At 64.8% G+C, this 17,952-nt stretch carries 17 protein-coding genes; 9 read left to right on the top strand and 8 right to left on the bottom strand.

The features are described from left to right. Positions 1–52 precede the first annotated feature (52 nt). The 7 genes from iolD (at position 53) to phnN (ending at position 7,203) form a co-directional block, all read left to right on the top strand. Positions 53–1,897, top strand: coding sequence for a 3D-(3,5/4)-trihydroxycyclohexane-1,2-dione acylhydrolase (decyclizing) (gene iolD, locus WDX12_RS10350; RefSeq protein WP_434724799.1), 1,845 nt, complete (start codon positions 53–55; stop codon positions 1,895–1,897). Positions 1,898–1,933: 36 nt separating this feature from the next. Beyond that, complete coding sequence (gene iolE, locus WDX12_RS10345) at positions 1,934–2,848, top strand: myo-inosose-2 dehydratase (RefSeq protein ID WP_434724798.1); 915 nt, start codon at positions 1,934–1,936, stop codon at positions 2,846–2,848. A gap of 81 nt (positions 2,849–2,929) precedes the next feature. Continuing rightward, positions 2,930–3,142 carry a DUF3329 domain-containing protein gene (locus WDX12_RS10340; RefSeq protein ID WP_140786137.1) on the top strand — a complete coding sequence of 71 codons (213 nt, stop codon included), beginning with the start codon at positions 2,930–2,932 and terminating at the stop codon, positions 3,140–3,142. A gap of 398 nt (positions 3,143–3,540) precedes the next feature. Next, positions 3,541–4,353: a 5-deoxy-glucuronate isomerase gene (gene iolB, locus WDX12_RS10335; RefSeq protein WP_434724797.1), complete on the top strand. Its 813-nt coding sequence runs from the start codon at positions 3,541–3,543 to the stop codon at positions 4,351–4,353. 245 nt (positions 4,354–4,598) lie between these two features. Then, positions 4,599–5,306: a DUF1045 domain-containing protein gene (locus WDX12_RS10330; protein WP_320294024.1), complete on the top strand. Its 708-nt coding sequence runs from the start codon at positions 4,599–4,601 to the stop codon at positions 5,304–5,306. 134 nt (positions 5,307–5,440) lie between these two features. Beyond that, positions 5,441–6,580 carry an alpha-D-ribose 1-methylphosphonate 5-triphosphate diphosphatase gene (locus tag WDX12_RS10325; protein ID WP_434724796.1) on the top strand — a complete coding sequence of 380 codons (1,140 nt, stop codon included), beginning with the start codon at positions 5,441–5,443 and terminating at the stop codon, positions 6,578–6,580. Continuing rightward, a complete protein-coding gene (gene phnN / locus WDX12_RS10320) occupies positions 6,577–7,203 on the top strand; it encodes a phosphonate metabolism protein/1,5-bisphosphokinase (PRPP-forming) PhnN (protein ID WP_320294022.1) in 627 nt (208 codons plus the stop codon). Before WDX12_RS10325 ends, phnN begins: the two co-directional genes overlap by 4 nt. A 162-nt stretch (positions 7,204–7,365) precedes the next feature. Here the strand turns inward: phnN and WDX12_RS10315 are convergent, their stop codons facing one another. From WDX12_RS10315 to WDX12_RS10285, 7 genes are all read right to left on the bottom strand, one after another. Next, the gene (locus WDX12_RS10315; RefSeq protein ID WP_320294021.1) at positions 7,366–8,181 is read right to left on the bottom strand and encodes an ABC transporter ATP-binding protein; all 816 of its coding nucleotides are present in this window, start codon (positions 8,179–8,181) and stop codon (positions 7,366–7,368) included. Next, positions 8,181–8,918, bottom strand: coding sequence for an ABC transporter permease (locus WDX12_RS10310; protein ID WP_320294020.1), 738 nt, complete (start codon positions 8,916–8,918; stop codon positions 8,181–8,183). Before WDX12_RS10310 ends, WDX12_RS10315 begins: the two co-directional genes overlap by 1 nt. A 3-nt stretch (positions 8,919–8,921) precedes the next feature. Continuing rightward, entirely contained in the window at positions 8,922–9,638 is a 717-nt protein-coding gene (locus WDX12_RS10305; RefSeq protein WP_434725606.1) for an ABC transporter permease, read from the bottom strand. A gap of 217 nt (positions 9,639–9,855) precedes the next feature. Beyond that, entirely contained in the window at positions 9,856–10,698 is an 843-nt protein-coding gene (locus tag WDX12_RS10300; protein WP_434724795.1) for a transporter substrate-binding domain-containing protein, read from the bottom strand. Between the two features lie 184 nt (positions 10,699–10,882). Beyond that, on the bottom strand, positions 10,883–11,878 hold the full coding sequence (locus WDX12_RS10295; protein WP_434724794.1) for an ABC transporter permease: 996 nt from the start codon (positions 11,876–11,878) through the stop codon (positions 10,883–10,885). Continuing rightward, positions 11,875–13,440 (bottom strand): sugar ABC transporter ATP-binding protein, encoded by a 1,566-nt coding sequence (locus tag WDX12_RS10290; protein ID WP_434725605.1) that lies wholly within the window; start codon positions 13,438–13,440, stop codon positions 11,875–11,877. The genes WDX12_RS10295 and WDX12_RS10290 overlap by 4 nt, the downstream gene beginning before the upstream one ends. 122 nt (positions 13,441–13,562) lie before the next feature. After that, entirely contained in the window at positions 13,563–14,525 is a 963-nt protein-coding gene (locus WDX12_RS10285) for a sugar-binding protein (RefSeq protein WP_434724793.1), read from the bottom strand. Positions 14,526–15,152: 627 nt separating this feature from the next. Here WDX12_RS10285 and WDX12_RS10280 point away from each other — a divergent pair. After that, on the top strand, positions 15,153–16,265 hold the full coding sequence (locus WDX12_RS10280; RefSeq protein WP_320294015.1) for a LacI family DNA-binding transcriptional regulator: 1,113 nt from the start codon (positions 15,153–15,155) through the stop codon (positions 16,263–16,265). Between the two features lie 107 nt (positions 16,266–16,372). After that, positions 16,373–17,170: a class I SAM-dependent methyltransferase gene (locus WDX12_RS10275; RefSeq protein ID WP_434724792.1), complete on the top strand. Its 798-nt coding sequence runs from the start codon at positions 16,373–16,375 to the stop codon at positions 17,168–17,170. A 40-nt stretch (positions 17,171–17,210) separates the two neighbouring features. On the opposite strand, the gene WDX12_RS10270 is transcribed toward WDX12_RS10275, so the two are convergent. Then, positions 17,211–17,912 carry a helix-turn-helix transcriptional regulator gene (locus WDX12_RS10270; protein ID WP_434724791.1) on the bottom strand — a complete coding sequence of 234 codons (702 nt, stop codon included), beginning with the start codon at positions 17,910–17,912 and terminating at the stop codon, positions 17,211–17,213. Positions 17,913–17,952: the final 40 nt, after the last annotated feature.

Genomic DNA, 17,952 nt, shown 5'->3' with positions numbered 1-17,952 from the left:
AAACACGGGCAGCATAAGAAAACGGCGTCAACGAAAGCCGGAGGAAACGACAATGAGCAAGACCGTTCGCCTGACGATGGCGCAGGCCGTGACCCGCTTCCTTAGCCGGCAGATGACCGTGATCGACGGCAAGACAGTGCCGATCTTCGGCGGCGTCTGGGCGATCTTCGGCCATGGCAATGTCGCCGGTATCGGCGAGGCGCTCTACCAGGTGCGCGACGAGCTGCCGACCTTCCGCGCCCATAACGAGCAGGCGATGGCGCATGCGGCGATCGCCTACGCCAAGGCGAATTTCCGCCGCCGCTTCATGGCCGCGACCTCTTCGATCGGCCCGGGCGCGCTCAACATGGTGACGGCAGCGGCCCTTGCGCATGTAAACCGGTTGCCTGTCCTGTTCCTGCCCGGCGACGTCTTCGCCAACCGCCTGCCGGACCCGGTGCTGCAGCAGGCCGAGGATTTCTCCGACGGCACGGCGAGCGTCAACGACTGCTTCCGCCCCGTGTCGCGCTATTTCGACCGCATCACGCGGCCCGAGCAGATCATCCCGGCGCTGAACCGCGCCATGCAGGTGCTGACCGATCCGGCCGAATGCGGCCCGGTGACGCTCTCGCTCTGCCAGGACGTGCAGGCCGAGGCCTATGATTATCCCGAAAGCCTGTTTGCCGAGCGCATCTGGACACCGCGCCGGCTGCGCCCGGACCGCAATGAGCTGGCGGCGGCGGTCGCGGCGCTGAAAGGGGCCAAAAAGCCGCTGGTCATCGCCGGCGGCGGCGTTCTTTATTCGCAGGCCTCGGACGAGCTCGCCAAGCTGGTGCAGGGCGCCGGCATTCCTGTCTGCGAGACGCAGGGCGGCAAGTCTTCGCTGCCGGACGACCATCCGCTCAACATGGCCGCTGTCGGTGTCACCGGCACCTCCGCCGCCAACCGGCTGGCGGAAGAGGCCGACGTGGTGCTTGCCGTCGGCACCAGGCTGCAGGACTTCACCACCGGGTCGTGGGCGCTGTTCAAGAATGCCGGCCGCACCATCATCGGCCTGAACAGCCAGGTCTTCGACGCCGGCAAGCACTGGGCGCTGCCGCTGGTCGCCGACGCGGCCGAAGGGCTTGCCGAACTTTCCGCCGCGCTGAAGGGCTGGAAGGCGCCGGCCGCCTGGACCGACAATGCGCTGAAGGGCAAGACGGAGTGGCAGGCGGCCGCCGCCAAGGTGACGGCCTCGACCAATGCCGCTTATCCGTCCGACGCGCAGGTGATCGGCGCTGTGCAGCGCGCCATGGGCTCGGGCATCACGCTGCTGCATGCCGCGGGCGGTCTGCCGGGCGAATTGCACAAGCTCTGGCAGGCCGGCGCGCCGGGTTCCTACCACGCCGAATACGGCTTCTCGACCATGGGCTATGAGATCGCCGGCGGGCTCGGCGTGAAGATGGCCAAGCCGGACGAGGAGGTCGTCGTCATGATCGGCGACGGCTCGTATCTGATGCTGAATTCCGAGATCGCGACCTCGGTTATGCTTGGCCTGAAGCTCACCGTCGTACTGCTCGACAATCGCGGCTATGGCTGCATCAACCGGCTGCAGATGGCGACCGGCGGCGCCAACTTCAACAATCTCCTGAAGGACGCCCGTCACGAGGTGATGCCCGACGTCGACTTCGCCGCGCATGCGGCGAGCCTCGGCGCCATCGCCGAGAAGGTGGCCTCCATCGCCGAGCTGGAGACGGCGCTGGCCAAGGCGAAGAAGAACGACAAGACGACCGTGCTGGTCATCGACACCGATCCGCTGGTTTCGACCGATGCCGGCGGTCATTGGTGGGACGTCGCCGTACCGGAAGTCTCGTCGCGGCCCCAGGTCAACGCCGCGCGCAAGAAATACGAGGAAGCCGTGGGCAGCCGAAAGGGCTGAACCGGGCTCGCAACGAACCGACAGTGGAGTGACGACTTGAAAGCCAAACTGGGCATGTCCCCCATCGCATGGTGGAACGACGATCTCGTGGAGTTGAGCGATGACGTGTCGCTGGAGGAATGCTTGGCGCAGTCGCGCTCGGCCGGCTTCACCGGCATGGAGATGGGCCGCCGCTTCCCCAACGATCCGAAGGTGATGCTGCCGATCCTGAAGGAAGCCGACGTCACGCTTTGCGGCGGCTGGTTCTCCGGCACGCTGGTCAATGAGGACCTGGCCAGGAACAAGGACCGCATCCAGCCGATGATCGACCTGTTCAAGGCGGTCGCCGCGCCCTGCATCGTCTATGGCGAGGTCGGCCGTTCCATCCAGGGCGACCGCTCCAAGCCTCTGGCCACCAAGCCGAAGCTCACCGGTGACGAGATGAAGGCCTATGGCCGCCGCGTCACTGAATTCGGAGAATGGTGCGCGGAACAGGGCATGCCGCTTTCCTACCACCATCACATGGCCGCCGTGGTCGAGACCGAGCCGGAGCTCGACGCCTTCATGCGCCATTCCGGCGAAGGCATCCCGCTTCTGCTCGATGCCGGTCATCTCGCCTTTGCCGGCGGCGACGTGCTGCGCGCCATCGACAACCACCACAAGCGCATCAACCACGTCCATGTGAAGGACGTGCGCATGGGCGTGATCGAGGGGCTCGATCGTACCAAGCAGTCCTTCCTCGATGCGGTGGCGCTCGGGGCCTTCACCGTGCCCGGCGACGGCTCGCTCGATTTCGGCGCCATCGTCCAGCGCTTCGCCGATCACGGCTATGAAGGCTGGTTCGTGGTGGAAGCCGAGCAGGATCCGAAGAAGAACCCGCCGCTGAAGATGGCGCAGGTCGGCCACGAGGAGCTGATGCGGGTGATGACGGCTGCCGGCTACACGGTGGAGACACAAGGGTTTCCGGCCTGAACGGTGATTTGTCATGAATGATGGATTAGTCGGCGCGCTCGGTTTATCCGTTGCGCTTTGGACAAATCCTGGATTGGCGCAATGAAAGACTATGAGCATCCCTTCTTCCGGCCGCTGTGGCGCCGCATCGCGGTCGTCGCGGTCTGCCTGGTCTGGTCGGCGATCGAGTTCGCCTCCGGCACGCCGTTCTGGGGCGTCATCGCGCTCGGCTTCGCCGGCTATGCGGTGTGGCAGTTTTTCTATCTCTACAAGCCGGCGGAGGAGGCCAAACCTCCGGCCGAGCCGAAGGAATGATTGGGATGCACGGCGCGGAGGTTTTGTGTACCGGATGCTACGTGCATGACGGATCGCATGCGTCGGCGATTGGCCGGAACGCCCCTCGCTTCGTCATCCTAGGGCGGAGCAAGGAGCGAAGCGACGCAGCGCAGACCCTAGGATCCATGCCGTGATTTTGAAGTGTTGCGACGGTGTAGACAATGGCGCCGGAACGCCGGCCCAGACAGCCTCTTTCTGCACCACTGCATTCTACGACCGAGGTAACGGCATGGATTCTAGGGTCTGCGCGCCGCTTCGCGTCGCTCCGCCCTAGAATGACGACGTCGCGAGGGAACCGGCTAATCTCCAAGGTTTTCGCGATAGCCCATCGGATTCTTAGCTGCGCCAATCGGGCGTCCAGGAATAGGAGACAAAAAATGTCGAAACTGCTCGTCAAGGCCGACAAGGGCCACGGCCACGTCGCTCACGTCACACCGCAAAGCGCCGGCTGGACCTATGTCGGTTTCGATCTGCATCGGCTGAAGCCCGGCGAGACGGTGTCCGGCAAGACCGGCGACCGCGAGGTCTGCCTGGTCTTCGTCACCGGCAAGGGCAAGGCCTCGGCCGGCGGCAAGGATCTTGGCCTGCTCGGCGAGCGCATGTCGCCCTTCGAAGGCAAGCCGTGGTCGGTCTATGTGCCGCAAGGCGCCGACTGGTCGGTGACCGCCGACACCGAGCTGGAGCTCGCCGTCTGCTCGGCGCCTGGCTTAAGCGGCAGCCTGCCGGTGCGCGTCATCGGGCCTGACGATCTCGGCCAGGAGGTGCGCGGCAAGGGCACCAACACGCGCTACGTGACCAACATCCTGCCCGAGGGCAAGCCGGCGGATTCGCTGCTGGTGGTCGAGGTGATCACGCCCGGCGGCCACACGTCGAGCTATCCGCCGCACAAGCACGACCAGGACAATCTGCCGGCGGAATCCTATCTCGAGGAGACCTATTACCATCGGCTCAACCCGCCGCAGGGCTTTGCCTTCCAGCGCGTCTACACGGATGCCGACCGCAACGGCGTGCGCGAGCTGGACGAAGCGATGGCCATCGAGGACGGCGACGTCGTGCTGGTGCCGAAGGGCTATCACCCCTGCGCGGCCTGCCACGGCTACGACCTCTATTACCTCAATGTCATGGCCGGACCGAAGCGGACGTGGAAATTCCACAACGCGGCCGAGCATGAGTGGCTGATGAAGGCCTGACCGGCAGGCCGGCAAAGCCGTTGGTCCAGTTGAGAAAAATCGTCGGCTAAGCACCTGGCGGCTGGACTTGCCTTCGAAAACCCATGAAAGCTTCGTCAATCCGTCATGGAAATCACCTATGGCAGCGGTTCCGGTGCATGTCGCCGTAAACGCTCCGGCGTTTTTGGGCCACGACCTGCCAGGACAATGACTTGAAGCGTGTCGCATGATCCTTCGGGGCGCGCAGCGCTTGACGAGGAACGCCCATGCGCTACGCCATCTACTACACCCCGGGACAGGACGAGAAGCTGGCGCGCATTGCCGCCAACTGGCTGGGCCGCGACCCGTTCGGCGCGGCGACGCGGCCGGTCGAGGCCGTGGGCGACCTGTCGGCCGCGGAAGTCGCCTTCCACACCGCCTCCGCCAGGCGTTACGGGTTCCACGCGACGCTGAAGGCGCCGTTCCGGCTGGCGGCGAACGAGACGGAAGCCTCGCTGCGCGCCGCGCTCGACACTTTCGCCGAGGCGACGCCGCCGGTCGTCATCCCGCGTCTGGTCGTCGGGCAGATCGACGGCTTCTTCGCGCTGGTGCCGGAAACGCAGTTTGCGCCGCTCAACGATTTTGCCGGCGAGGTGGTGCGCGCCTTCGATCCGTTCCGCGCGCCGCTGACCGAGACCGAGATCGAGCGCCGCAGCCCCGATGCGCTGAAGCCGGACGAGTTCCGCAACCTCTGCCAATGGGGCTATCCTTACGTCTTCGACACGTTCCGCTTCCACATGACGCTGTCGGGGCGCGTCGGGCCACAGGAAAGCCCACGTCTTCGGGCAGCGATAGACGGCCTGTTCGCCGACATCCTGCGCCAGCCGGTGCCGGTGGATGCGCTGACCTTGTTCGTCGAAAGCGAGCCCGGTGCGCCGTTCATGGCGCTTTCCCACCATGCGCTTGGCCGCAGCCCTGCCCGCAAGACCGCCTAGGGCGGATCAGCGGAAACGCTGAACCGCCCTATCTCTTTGTTTTACGCAATTCCAAACGGAAAACCGCAAAAACACTTTTCCTGGAATTGCTCTGGATGACCGCCGACCGACCGCTTGAGATAGGACCGCCTGAGATGACCGTCGAAACCGTTCTCACCAATGCCCGCATCGTGCTGCCCGACGAAATCGTCGAAGGTTCGCTTCTGTTGCGCGACGGCCTGATTGCCGCCGTCGAGCCGGGCGCTGCCCGAACCGGCGAGGACATGGGCGGCGATTATATCATCCCGGGCCTCGTCGAGCTTCACACCGATCACCTCGAAGGTCATTACGCGCCGCGCCCGAAAGTACGCTGGAACCCGATCGCCGCCGTGCTCGCCCATGATGCGCAGGTGGCGACCGCAGGCATCACCACCGTGCTCGACGCCTTGCGCGTCGGCATGGACGAGGACGCCGACCTGAAATCCGACGACGTTCGCAAGCTGGCCGACGCGATCGAGGACAGCGTGCGCCACGATCGGCTCAGGGCCGACCATTTCATCCACTTGCGCTGCGAAGTCTCGGCGCCGGACTGCCTCGAGGCTTTCGCCAATTTCGAGACCGACGACCGGGTGAAGCTCGCCTCGCTGATGGACCATGCGCCCGGACAGCGCCAGTTCGTCAATCTCGAGACCTATGCCTATTACTACCAGCGCAAACTGAAGCTGACGGACCGTGACTTCAAGAAATTCTGCGAGAAGCGGATGGCGGAATCGGCCCGCAATTCCGGTCCGAACCGCGTCTTCATCTCGGCCGCCTGCCAGGAGCGCGGCATCGTGCTGGCCAGCCATGACGATGCCACCACCGGCCATGTGAACGAAGCGATCGAGCAAGGTGTGCGGGTCGCCGAGTTCCCGACGACGGAAGAGGCGGCCAAGGCCTCGAAGGCCGCAGGCCTCGGCGTGCTGATGGGCGCGCCGAACGTCATGCGCGGCGCCTCGCATTCCGGCAACGTTTCGGCGCGCACGCTCGCCGCCGACGGCCTGCTCGACATCCTGTCCTCCGATTACATCCCCTTCAGCCTGATCCAGTCGGCCTTCTTCCTCGGCGACGTCGTCGAAGGGATTTCGCTGCCGCAGGCGGTCGCCATGGTCTCCAAGAACCCGGCCGAAGCGGTCGGCCTTGCCGATCGCGGAGTCATCGAGCCGGGCCGACGCGCCGATCTGGTACGGGTGCGCGTCGACGACCACGTGCCGGTCGTGCGCACCGTGTGGCGCCAGGGCCGCCGGGTCGCATGATGGTGTCGGCCCTCATCGAGCGCGAGCTGGCCGAGAGCCTGCCGATCCGCAACGGCGTCTTCGTGGCGGTGGTTGGCCCGAGTGGCGCCGGCAAGGATACGGTGATCGGCTACGCCAAGCAGCGCTTTGCCGACGAGACGCGGCTGGAATTCGTGCGCCGCGTCATCACCAGGCCGAGCGACACGGCAAGCGAGGACCACGACACGCTGGCCGATGCCGCCTTCGCCGAAGCCGAGGCCGACGGCGCCTTCTCGCTGTGCTGGGACGCGCACGGCCTGCGCTACGGCCTGCCGGCCGATGTCGACTGGGCCGTGGCGAACGGCCATGTGGCGGTCGCCAACGTGTCGCGCGCGGTCATCCCGGCGCTGCGCGAACGCTACGCCAATCTGGCCGTGGTCGAGATCACGGCGGCGCCGGAGATCCTCGCCGAGCGGCTGGCGGCGCGCGGCCGCGAATCGCGCGGCGAAGTGCTTGCCCGTCTGGCGCGCAGCACGAACGTCAAGCTGACGGGACCGGACGTCACGTCGATCGACAATGGCGGCGACAAGGAGGTCGCCGGCGAACGCTTCGCCGAGGTGCTGCGCAGGGCGATGGCGTTCTCAGACCTGTCGGACATGATCTAGCGCCTTGTCCTTCTCCCCTTGTGGGAGAAGGTGGATCGGCGCGCAGCGCCGAGACGGATGAGGGGTGTTCCAGCGGAGTGAGACGCCGGCGTTCCCTGGAACACCCCTCATCCGTCGCCTTCGGCGACACCTTCTCCCACAGGGGGAGAAGGGAAGGCGCGCTCACTTGTTGAAGTTGGCGATGAACTGCTTGAACTGCGGCGTTGGCGGCCTGGCGAACATCTCCTTCGGTTCGCCAACCGTATCCACCTCACCCTTATGCAGGAACATCACCTTGCTCGACACGTCGCGGGCAAAGCCCATTTCATGGGTGACGACCAGCATGGTGCGTCCTTCTTCGGCAAGCGAGCGCATGACGCGCAGCACCTCGCCGACCAGTTCCGGATCGAGGGCGGATGTCGGCTCGTCGAAGAGCATCACCTTGGGATTCATCGCCAGCGCGCGGGCGATCGCCGCGCGCTGCTGCTGGCCGCCCGACATATGCGGCGGATAGTAGTTGCGGCGCTCCCATATGCCGACGCGCTTCAGCAAGGCCTCTGCCTGTTCCAGGCACTCCGCGCGCGGCCGCTTCAGCACATGCGTCGGCGCGGCGACGAGGTTTTCCAGCACCGTCATGTGCGACCAGAGATTGAAGCTCTGGAAAACCATGGCGAGATTGGCGCGGATCCGCTCCACCTGGCGGATGTCGGCCGGCAACTGGTGGCCGTCGCGGCTCCGCTTCATCTGGATGAGCTCGCCGTCCACCCGCACTTCGCCGGAATCCGGGGTCTCCAAGAGATTGATACAGCGCAGCATCGTGCTCTTGCCGGAGCCCGAGGAGCCGAGGATCGAAATCACGTCGCCCTTGTGGGCTTCGAGCGAAATGCCCTTGAGCACCTCATGATCGCCAAAGCACTTGCGCAGGTCCTTGACGCTGATGGCTGCCTTGTCGTCCGGAGACGATGCCGCTTGCGCGGCAGCGGCGACATTTGCCGACATCACAACACCTCCGGGACGGGTTTGATTTGCTGGCTCTGCTCAGGCGGCGGGCGCAGATGCGGTGAAAGCCGGTATTCGACCCAGGCGAACAGCCGGGCGATCGACAGGTTGAGCAGGAGGTAGATCACGCCGGCGCAGGTCAGCACCTCGATCGGCCGGAACGTGTCGTGCTGGATCTTCTGCGCCGTTCCCATCATCTCCATGATGGTGACGACGGATGCGAGCGCGGTCGCCTTGGTCATGAGGATGATTTCGGTCGAATAGGCCGGCAAGGCGAGCCGCAGCGCGATCGGCAGCGTCACGAGGCGGAAGCGGGTGAAGGCCGACATGCCGAACGCCTTGGCCGCCTCGATCTGGCCGACGGGCACCGCCCGCAGCGCGCCGCGGAAGATTTCGCTCTCATAGGCGGCTGTGTTCAAGGCCATGGCGACGATCGTGCAATACATCGGATCGCGCAGGATCGGCCACAGGATCGGGCTGTGGCGCACGAAATCGAACTGGGAGAGCCCGAAATAGATCAGATAGAGCTGCACCAAGAGCGGCGATCCACGGAAGACGAAGACATAGGCGCGGGTGAAATATTCACCGAACTTGTAGCCGGAAGCCCGCAGCCAGGTCAGGCCGGAGGCGATGATGAGCCCGAAGGCGATGCCGAAGAACCAGATCTCGAGCGTCAGCGGCAGCGCCTTGAGCACGCTCCACATGGTCGAAAGGTAGAAGTCGAAATCCACCGCCACCTCTCACTTCGGCCGCGTGAAACTGCGCGAGGTGTAGCGCTCGGCCTTCTCGAAGATCGGCGTCGAGACCGAGGTCATCACCAGGTAGAGGATGCCGGCGACCGTGTAGAAAAGCAGCGAATGATGCGTCGAACGCGCCGCCTTGTTCGCGGTGAGCATCAGCTCGGCGACGCCGGTGACCGAGATCAGTGCCGAATCCTTGATGGTCAATTGCCAGACATTGCCCAGCCCCGGCACGGCGAGGCGCAGGACCTGCGGCACGATCACCAGGCGAAACCGCAGCCAGGCCGACATGCCGTAGGCGCGGGCCGCTTCCAGCTCGCCGCGATGGATCGCCAGGAACGATCCGCGAAAAACCTCGGCCTGGTAGGCGCCGGAAATGATGCCGACCGCGAGAACGCCGCCGAGGAAGCTCGGCATGTTCAAGATGTCGGTCGAGCCGATCGATCCGGTGGACCTCGCCACGCCGGTCAGAACCTGCGTGCCGCCATAGTAGAACAGGTAGATGATCAGCAGTTCCGGCTCGCCGCGAAACACGGTGGTGTAGCTCTCGCCGATGAACCTCAGTCCGCCGCGATGCGAAAGCTTGGCCGCCGCCACCAGCGAGCCCAGCACCGCACCAATCAGCATCGACACGAGGGTAACGGCGAGCGTCCAGCCGATACCCCAGAGCAGTTGCACGCCCCAGCCGGCGGCCAACAGCTCATAGGCCGTCGACATCTGGTCCTTGAGATCGTTGAGAAACTCCACTTACGGCTCCTGCGGGCGCCGAGATAGGCATCGACGGGTTGCCCGCCTTAAAGCGCGTGTCAAAACGGACTAGGCGACGCGCTTTTAGGCCTTGCCTTGATGCATGTCGTTCTCCCAAAACCGCTGCGCACTTTTGGCCGACATGCAATGCAAAACGGGAGCAGCCTTGGCTGCTCCCGTTGCGACATTACTTGGTAATGTCGATCTTGAACCATTGCATGGAGTATTTCGACACCGAGCCGTCGTCGAGCGCGGCCTTGAGCGCCTTGTTGTAGATGTCCTGCAGGTCCTTGTCGGTCTTTCGGAAAGCGGCGCCGATGCCCGGCCCGAGGATCGGGCCGCCCTTGAATTGCGGGCCGACGAATTCCAGGTCCTTGGCATCGGGCTTGGCCAGCGTGCCGAGGAAATAGGTGGTGTCGGCGAAGGCCACGTCGATGCGGCCGGCCATCAGGTCGAGGTCGTGCTCGTCGGTGGTCTTGTATTCATGGACGTTGGCGACGTCCTTGAGATATTTGTCGGCGAAGGTCGCCTCGGTGGTCGAGACCTGCAGGCCGACATTCTTGCCGGTGAGCTCCTTGCGCAGCGTGTCGAGCGCCGCCTTGGATTCGGCGTCGTCCTTCGACAGGTCGATCATCTTGCCGCTGTTGGACAGGTTGGCCAGCGGGCCGTTCTTGTCGGCCAGGAAGGCGACCGGCGACGAGGCGTAGGGGATCGAGAAGTCGATCGTCTTCATACGCTCCTCGGTGATCGACATGCCGTCCATGACGACGTCGAACTTGCCCGCCGTGAGGCCGGGAATGACGCCGTCCCAATCCTGCGCGACGATTTTGCATTCGAGCTTGGCGCGGGCGCAGACGTCGTTGAGGATGTCCACCTCGAAGCCGACGATCTTGCCGCTGGCATCGGTCTGGTTCCAGGGGGCGTAGGAGCCCTCCATGGCGACCGTCACGGTCTTCCAGTCCTTGGCCAGTGCCGGGGTCGAGCAAGTCAACGCCAGCGCTGCGAGCGCGATCCAACGTGATGATGTCACAGGTGTGTCTCCCCTATTTTGTTCTTGGAACCCTCTGATACCAATTGCTTAGCCCAGCCCCAATTCTGCGACAAGGGCAGTTTTCCGGTTCACGCGTTGTTGCAATCCGCCCACGAGCCCGGGCTTGCCCGGCGGCTTCACCGCGAGCATCGATCCAATCGGGACCGTGAATGGAGAAGCGAAGCTACTCCGCCGGCGCGCCAGCAACGTTCTGGCGCGTCGCTTCGATCATGCGGCGCCGCGCGCGGAAGACGCCCCATTGCTGATCGACCAGCACGCCGATCAGGATCACGCCGCCCATCACGGCGAAGTTGAGCGAGGACGGGATGCCGAGCAGGTTGACGAGGTTCTGCAACTCCTGCAGCAGCACGGTGCCGAGGATGACGCCGACCAGCGAGCCCTCGCCGCCACGCAGCGAGAAGCCGCCGAGCACCGCCGCGGCGATGGCATAGAGCTCGTAGAACTGGCCGTGGCTCGCCGGCGAGATCGAGCGCGTGTACATGGCGAAATAGATCGCCGACAGCGCCGTCAGCACGCCGCAGATGACATAGGCCGCGATGATCACGCGGCCCGTGCGGATGCCGGAATATTTCGCCGCTTCCTCGTTCTTGCCGATCGCATAGAGATAGCGGCCGAACACCGAGCGGTGCAGCACCACCCACATCACGACGGCGATGACGACCAGCGCGATGAAGCTGTTCGGCAGGCCGCCCGACCGTCCGGCGGTCAGGAATTCGAGCGTCGGAAAATTCTGCCCGAAGGCGAAACCCGCCGTGCCGTCGGCGGTGTAGAAGCGCGCCACGCCGCGATAGATCAAGAGGCCGCACAGCGTCACCACGAAGGGCTGCAGTTTCAGCCGCGTGATCAGCCAGCCATGCACGAAGCCGATGACGGCGCCGAGCACGAGGATCAGCACGAAGGCCAGCGGCCAGCTCACCTCGCGCACCGCGATGAAGTCGATGAACAGCGTGCCGAGCAGGGCGATCAGCGAACCGACCGACAATTCGATGCCGCCGGTGATGATGACGAAGGCCTGGCCGATCGACAGGATGCCGAACAGCGCGACCAGGTTCGAGGTGTTGGCGAGATTGATCGCCGACAGGAAGCGCGGGTTGATGGCCGTGACCACCGCGCCGACCACCAGGATCAGGATCAGCAGGCCGAGATCTTTTTTGCTCATTCAACTCCTCCCGCCGCTTGCAGCAGTTTCGGCTTCTTGCCGACCGCCAGCAAGAGCACGTTCTCCTGGCTGAAATCGTCCTTGTCGAGGATGCCGGAGATCTGACCCTCATGCATGACCGCGATCCGGTCCGACACGCCGATCACTTCTTCCATGTCGCTGGAGATCATCAGCACGGCGACGCCGGCATCGGCCAGCGCCCGCATCAGCCCGTAGATCTCGGCCTTGGCGCCGATGTCGATGCCGCGCGTCGGCTCGTCCAGGATCATCACCTTGGGGTTCATCGCCAGCCATTTGGCCAGAACCACCTTCTGCTGGTTGCCGCCCGACAGCGTGCCGGCGCGGGTCAGCACCGACGGCGCCTTGATGCCGAGGTTTTTCTTCTGCTTTTCGGCCGTCGCGAGCTCGGCGCCGGTCGAAACCAGCGAGCGCCTGGCGTGGGCCGGCAGGTTGGGCAGCGAGATGTTCTGCGCGATCGAGAGATCGAGCAGGATGCCGGTGAGCTTGCGGTCCTCCGGCACCAGGAAGATGCCGTTCGCCACCGCGTCGGCGGCCGATGTCACGTTCAGCGGCTTGCCGTCGAGCGTGACGCTGCCGGCCAGCCGCTCGTCGATGCCGAACAGCACGCGCGCCAGCTCCGTGCGGCCGGAGCCGACCAGGCCCGCGAGGCCGAGGATCTCTGCGCGCCTCAGTTCCAGGCTGACCGGACGATCCGGATAGGTGCTGGTGCGGATCGCGTCCGCCGACAGGGCCACGCTGCCCGGCGCGCGGGCGGCTTCGCCGGCCTTCTCGCGCTCTTTCAGCATGCGGCCGATCATCAGCCTGACCATCTCGTCGTGATTGATGTGGTCCTTCGCCAGTGTGCCGGCCAACGTGCCGTCGCGCAGCACCACGACACGGTCGGCGACGCGCTCGATCTCATGCAGGCGGTGCGAGATGAAAATGACGCTTATGCCTTGAGCCTTCAGCCCCTTGATGACGTCGAGCAGCTTTTCGGTCTCCGCCATCGGTAGGCTGGAGGTCGGCTCGTCGAGGATGACCAGGCGGGCCTTGATAGACAACGCCTTGGCGATCTCGACCATCTGCTGCTGGGCGAGCGACAGCGATGCGACCGGCGCGTCGGCCGAGAAATTGGCGCCGACCCGCTTCAAAAGCGGCGCCACCATTTCGCGCAGTTTCGCGCGGTCGACCAGCTTCAGCAGGCCGGCACGCAGCGGCTCGCGGCCGAAGAAGATGTTGGCGGCGACGTCGAGGTTTTCGAAGAGGTTGAGCTCCTGGTGCACGAAGGCGATGCCGGAGCCGATGCTTTGTTCGACGGTCAGCCCGTCATGTGCCACGCCATCGACGGCGACGGTGCCGCTGTCCGGCCGCGTCACCCCGCCGAGGATCTTCATCAGCGTCGATTTGCCGGCGCCGTTTTCGCCGACCAGGCCGATGACCTCGCCGGGACGGACTTCCATCGAGAACCTGTCCAGCGCCACAACACCCGGATAGGTCTTGCGCACGGCCTCCAGGCTCAGGAACGGAGCGGCGATCTGTTGAGTGGTGTCGGTTGAGGTCATCACGCCATAGTTTACCGCACGGGGCAGCAGCCGGTGGCCCACAGACTGACGGGCCTTGGCAGGTCCGTCAATACGAACGCCGGCTCAAGGCGGACCCTTGAGCCGGCGCGACTGTTTTGGGCTTATTTGCCCTGCATCGCCTTCAGGTTGGCGGCGTAGGCGTCGACGTCATCCTTGCCGATGATCTTGGTCGGGATGATGATCAGGTTGCCGGCCGGGATGCCGGACTTGTCGCCCTTGAGATAGGCGGCCATCAGCTTCATGCCCTGATAGGCCCACTCGAACGGCTGCTGCACCACGGTGGCGGCAACGGTGCCTTCCTTGACGCCGCCCAGCGTGATCGGATCGTCGTCGAAGCCGACGACGGTGATCTGGCCGAGCTTGCCGGCGTCGCGCAGCGCTTCATAGATGCGCGGCGTGTTGTAGGAGTAGAAGCCGACCATGCAGGTGATGTCGGGGCTGGCGACCAGCGCATCCTCGACATTCTTCTTGGCGCGCGCCTGGTCGATGTCGTCGCCGCGCACGTCGACCAGCTCGATCTTGCTGCCGGCGAGCCCGTCCTTCATGCCCTGGATGCGCTCCTTGGCGTTGTCGGCGCCGAGCAGGCCGACGAAGCCCAGGCACTTGCCGCCGTTCGGCATCGCCTTCTTGGCGATCTCGGCCGCCTGCTTGCCGGCGTCGACGTTGGACGAGCCGATATAGGCGACGCGCTTGGTCTGCGGGGCGTCGGAGTCGGTGGTGAACAGCGCCGTTTGCGACGCGATCTTGTTCAGCCCGTCGGTCGAGGTCTTGGGATCGACGGCCGAGACCATGATGCCCTTGACGCCTGCCGTCACCAGGTCGTCCATCAGCCGCTGCTGGATGGCGACCGAGGACTGTTCCGGATATTTGAGCTCGAGATTGTAGTCGGGCAGTTCGCCCTGCGCCTTCTTGACGCCGGCTTCCGCCGCCTTCCAGAAGTCTGACGCACCGTTGACGACGAAGGCCAGCGTCGGCTTGTCGTCGGCGCGCACGCTGGCGCTTACCGACAGGCCGATGAGCAAGGCCGCCGCGGCGACAGATGCGTTACGGATCGTGGATTTCATAGTTCAACCTCCCTTGTAGAACTTGCCTTGTGGAACTCGTCGCTGATGTCTCGGCTGCGGCCTGGATAACCCTCCTCCTCAAGGGTGTGGCGCAAAGGTCCGCCGACTTAAGAACGGTGCCGATCCGGCCGCGGTCGAGACACTAGACACTCATGTGGCGTTCGTAAATAGTCCGATTTGTCTGACATTTTCGTGAGATGGAGTGCGCGCCCGATCCGGCATGCCGCCGAGTTCCGGGCAAGCGTCCTTCGCACTGCCGGCACCGAGCGGAAGCCCGGACGGTTACGACGAGTTGACAGTAGAACGCTTACGGCTATTAGTAAATACTATTAGTTATGAAGCCGCCAGGCGCGATTTCGATGCGGAGGAGACGCTTGTCGAAGGACGCGCCGGGAGTGAGGAGAGCGAGCGCGACAGAGTCTATGGCCGCGCGGGAAATACCTGAATTGTCAGCGTTGCTGACCTTGTCTGACTGGTTTCGTCGCGCAGCGGCTTAGCCGGCGATTTGCATGTGTTGCCTGCTAATATGTATTAGTCTGGCGCAGCCTCGATAAACGCAACGGCCTGGACCATCTTGCCGTTACCGCCGCCTTTGCTTTAGAGCCGGCTGGGTTTTGGGAAACGACCATGAGCGAACCGACGGACCTGCGCGATCCCCCCGGAGCCTCCAGGCGCCGCAAGCCGGGGGCCAAGCCGAAGGGGCGCGTCACCATGACCGACATTGCGCGCGCCGCCGGCTGCTCGCAGGCTACGGTCTCGTTCGTGCTCAACAATTCGCCAGGTATCAGGCTGTCGCAGCAGACACGCGACCGGGTGATCGAGGCGGCGCGGGCGCTGGGCTATTCGCCGCCGGTCTTTTCGGCGCTCAGGCCGCCCGTGACGCCATTCGAAGGCCTGGACGGCGTCATTGGCTTCGCGGTCGACCAGCTCGCCACCAGCCCCGAGGCGGTGGTCGCCATCGAGGGCGCGCGGCAGGCCTCGTGGAACGCGGGCAATGTGCTTCTGGTGGCGCAGACCATGGGCGACGCGGTGATGGAGCCGCGCGCGATTTCAGCGCTGACACGGCGCGGCATCTCGGCGCTGATCTATATGACCATCTTCACGCGCGAGATCACGGCGCCGGATTTCCTCTACAGCCTCGATATCCCGGTCATCCTGCTCAACTGCTATACGGCCGACTATGCCTTCCCGGCGGTGGTTCCCTCCGAGATCGCCGGCGGCCAGAGCGCGACAAGGCACCTGATCGGCCATGGCCATCGCCGCATCGCCACCATCACCGGCGAGCCGTGGATGCAGGCCGCGCAAGATCGGCTGAAAGGCTATCGCCGCGCCTTGGCCACCGCCGACATCCCGTTCGACCCCGAGTTGGTGGTCGAGGGCGACTGGTCGGCCAGCGCCGGCTATGCCGCGACGGTCAAGCTGCTGGGACTCAAGGAGCGGCCCACTGCCATCTTCTGCCAGAACGACCGCACCGCGATCGGCTGCTACGAGGCGCTGAAGGAGGCCGGCCTGCACATCCCGCAGGACATTTCCGTGGTCGGCTATGACGACGAGGAGATCGCCCGCCACCTCTTCCCGCCGCTGACCACCTCCATCCTGCCGCATCTGGCGATGGGGCAGTGGGCAATCGAGCAGCTCGAAGCGCCGCCGACGCCCGGCCGCGGCCGGTATCCCATCACCAAGCTGGAGTGCCCGCTCGTGGAGCGGGAGTCGGTCGCGACCGTGAGATCGCCCACATAAAGCGCCGACCCAGTCAGGCTACCTTTGCTGCCGATGTTACAGATCACCCGGCGCCTATGCAGCAGTTGCGCCGTCGTTTAGCCTAAGCTCATCAATGGGAGGCTCCGATGACGTCCACCTTCACCGTCCATGCGGCATCCGGTTACGAGCAGCTCATGGGGCGCTGGAGCCGCAGGCTCGCGCCCAAGTTCATCGACTTCGCCGGTCTGGCCGGTGGCGAAAAGATCCTCGATGTCGGCTGCGGCACGGGGAGTCTTACCTTCGAGCTGGCAAAATCCGCCGATCTTGCGGAAATCCAGGCCATCGACTTTTCACCGGTGTTCGTCGAGGCGGCTAAGGAGAAAAACAGCGATCCGCGCGTCACCATCAGCCAGGCCGACGCCACGGCGCTGCCATTCGCCGACAATGCGTTCGACCGCGCGCTGGCGCTGCTGGTGCTGCACTTCGTGCCGGAGGCCGGCAAGGCTGTGGCCGAGATGCGCCGCGTCGTGCGGCCTGGCGGCGTGGTCGCGGCCGTGGTCTGGGATCATTACGGCGGCATGACCGGCATGCGCATGATGATCGACACGGTGGCGGCGCTCAGCGAAAGCGGGCGCCAGATGCGCAGCCGCTATTGCTTCCAGCCGATGATGCAGCCGGGCGAGATGAAGCGGACCTTTGTCGAGCAAGGCCTGGCCGACGTCAGCGAAGTCGAGCTGATGATCCGCATGGATTACCAGAATTTCGACGACTTCTGGGCGCCGATCGGCGCTGGGGAAGGCCCGCTCGGCAGATATATGACATTGGATGCCACCGAGCGGGACCGCATCGAGGCCGCCGTCCGCGATGCCTATCAGGCCGGCCGGCCCGACGGCCCGCGATCCTTCGCCAATGTCGCCTGGGCCTGTCGCGGCATCGCGCCCTGAATCCACCTCGACCGTGCAGTATCGCTAAGCCGGCAAAGCATCAGTTGCCGCCGGTCGAGGCATTGATCTCCCAGCCGTCGACCCAGACCTGCCGCAGCCGGTCGCCCTCGCCCTTGAACCACAGGTTCGTTGGCCGGCAGTCTTCGATACGGTCGCTGCGGAAATTGCGGATGGCCTGACGCAATTCGCACCAGGCGACGATGTTGGCGGTCTCGGCATAGTAGATCAGCGCGACCGGACGGATGATGCGGTCGGTCGCTCGTCCCGACTCGTCGCGATAGGAAAGGTCGAGCTTCTCCTCGTCGCGGATGGCGCGGCGGACCAGCGCAAGATCGACAGCGGCGGCTGACGGCGGCGCAAAGCCCCAGGCATGGATTGCGTTGGCATCGAGCGTCTGCCGTAGAGGCGGCGGCACGGCGCCGGCGATCTTGGCGCCGACGCGCTTCGCGGCCTGCTTGAGCTCCTGGTCGCCGGTGCGTTCGAGCAGCGCCAGCGACAATACGATCGCTTCCATCTCCTCGATGGAAAACATCAGCGGCGGCAGGTCGAAGCCGGAGCGCAGTATGTAGCCGATGCCGCGCTCGCCCTCGATGGGCACGCGCATCGCCTGCAGCGCCGCAATATCGCGATAGACCGAGCGCACCGTCACCTCCAGTTGTCCGGCGATCGTCGCCGCCGTCACCGGCTGACGGGCCAGCCGCAGGATCTGGATGATCTCGAACAGGCGCGAGGCCTTGCGCATTTTTCCATCCGACGAAACGCAACTGACACATCCCCGTCAG

Source organism: Mesorhizobium sp. RIZ17, from assembly GCF_051127865.1.
In the GTDB taxonomy this organism is placed as follows: domain Bacteria; phylum Pseudomonadota; class Alphaproteobacteria; order Rhizobiales; family Rhizobiaceae; genus Mesorhizobium; species Mesorhizobium humile.
This window is presented reverse-complemented; position numbering and strand designations above follow the sequence as displayed.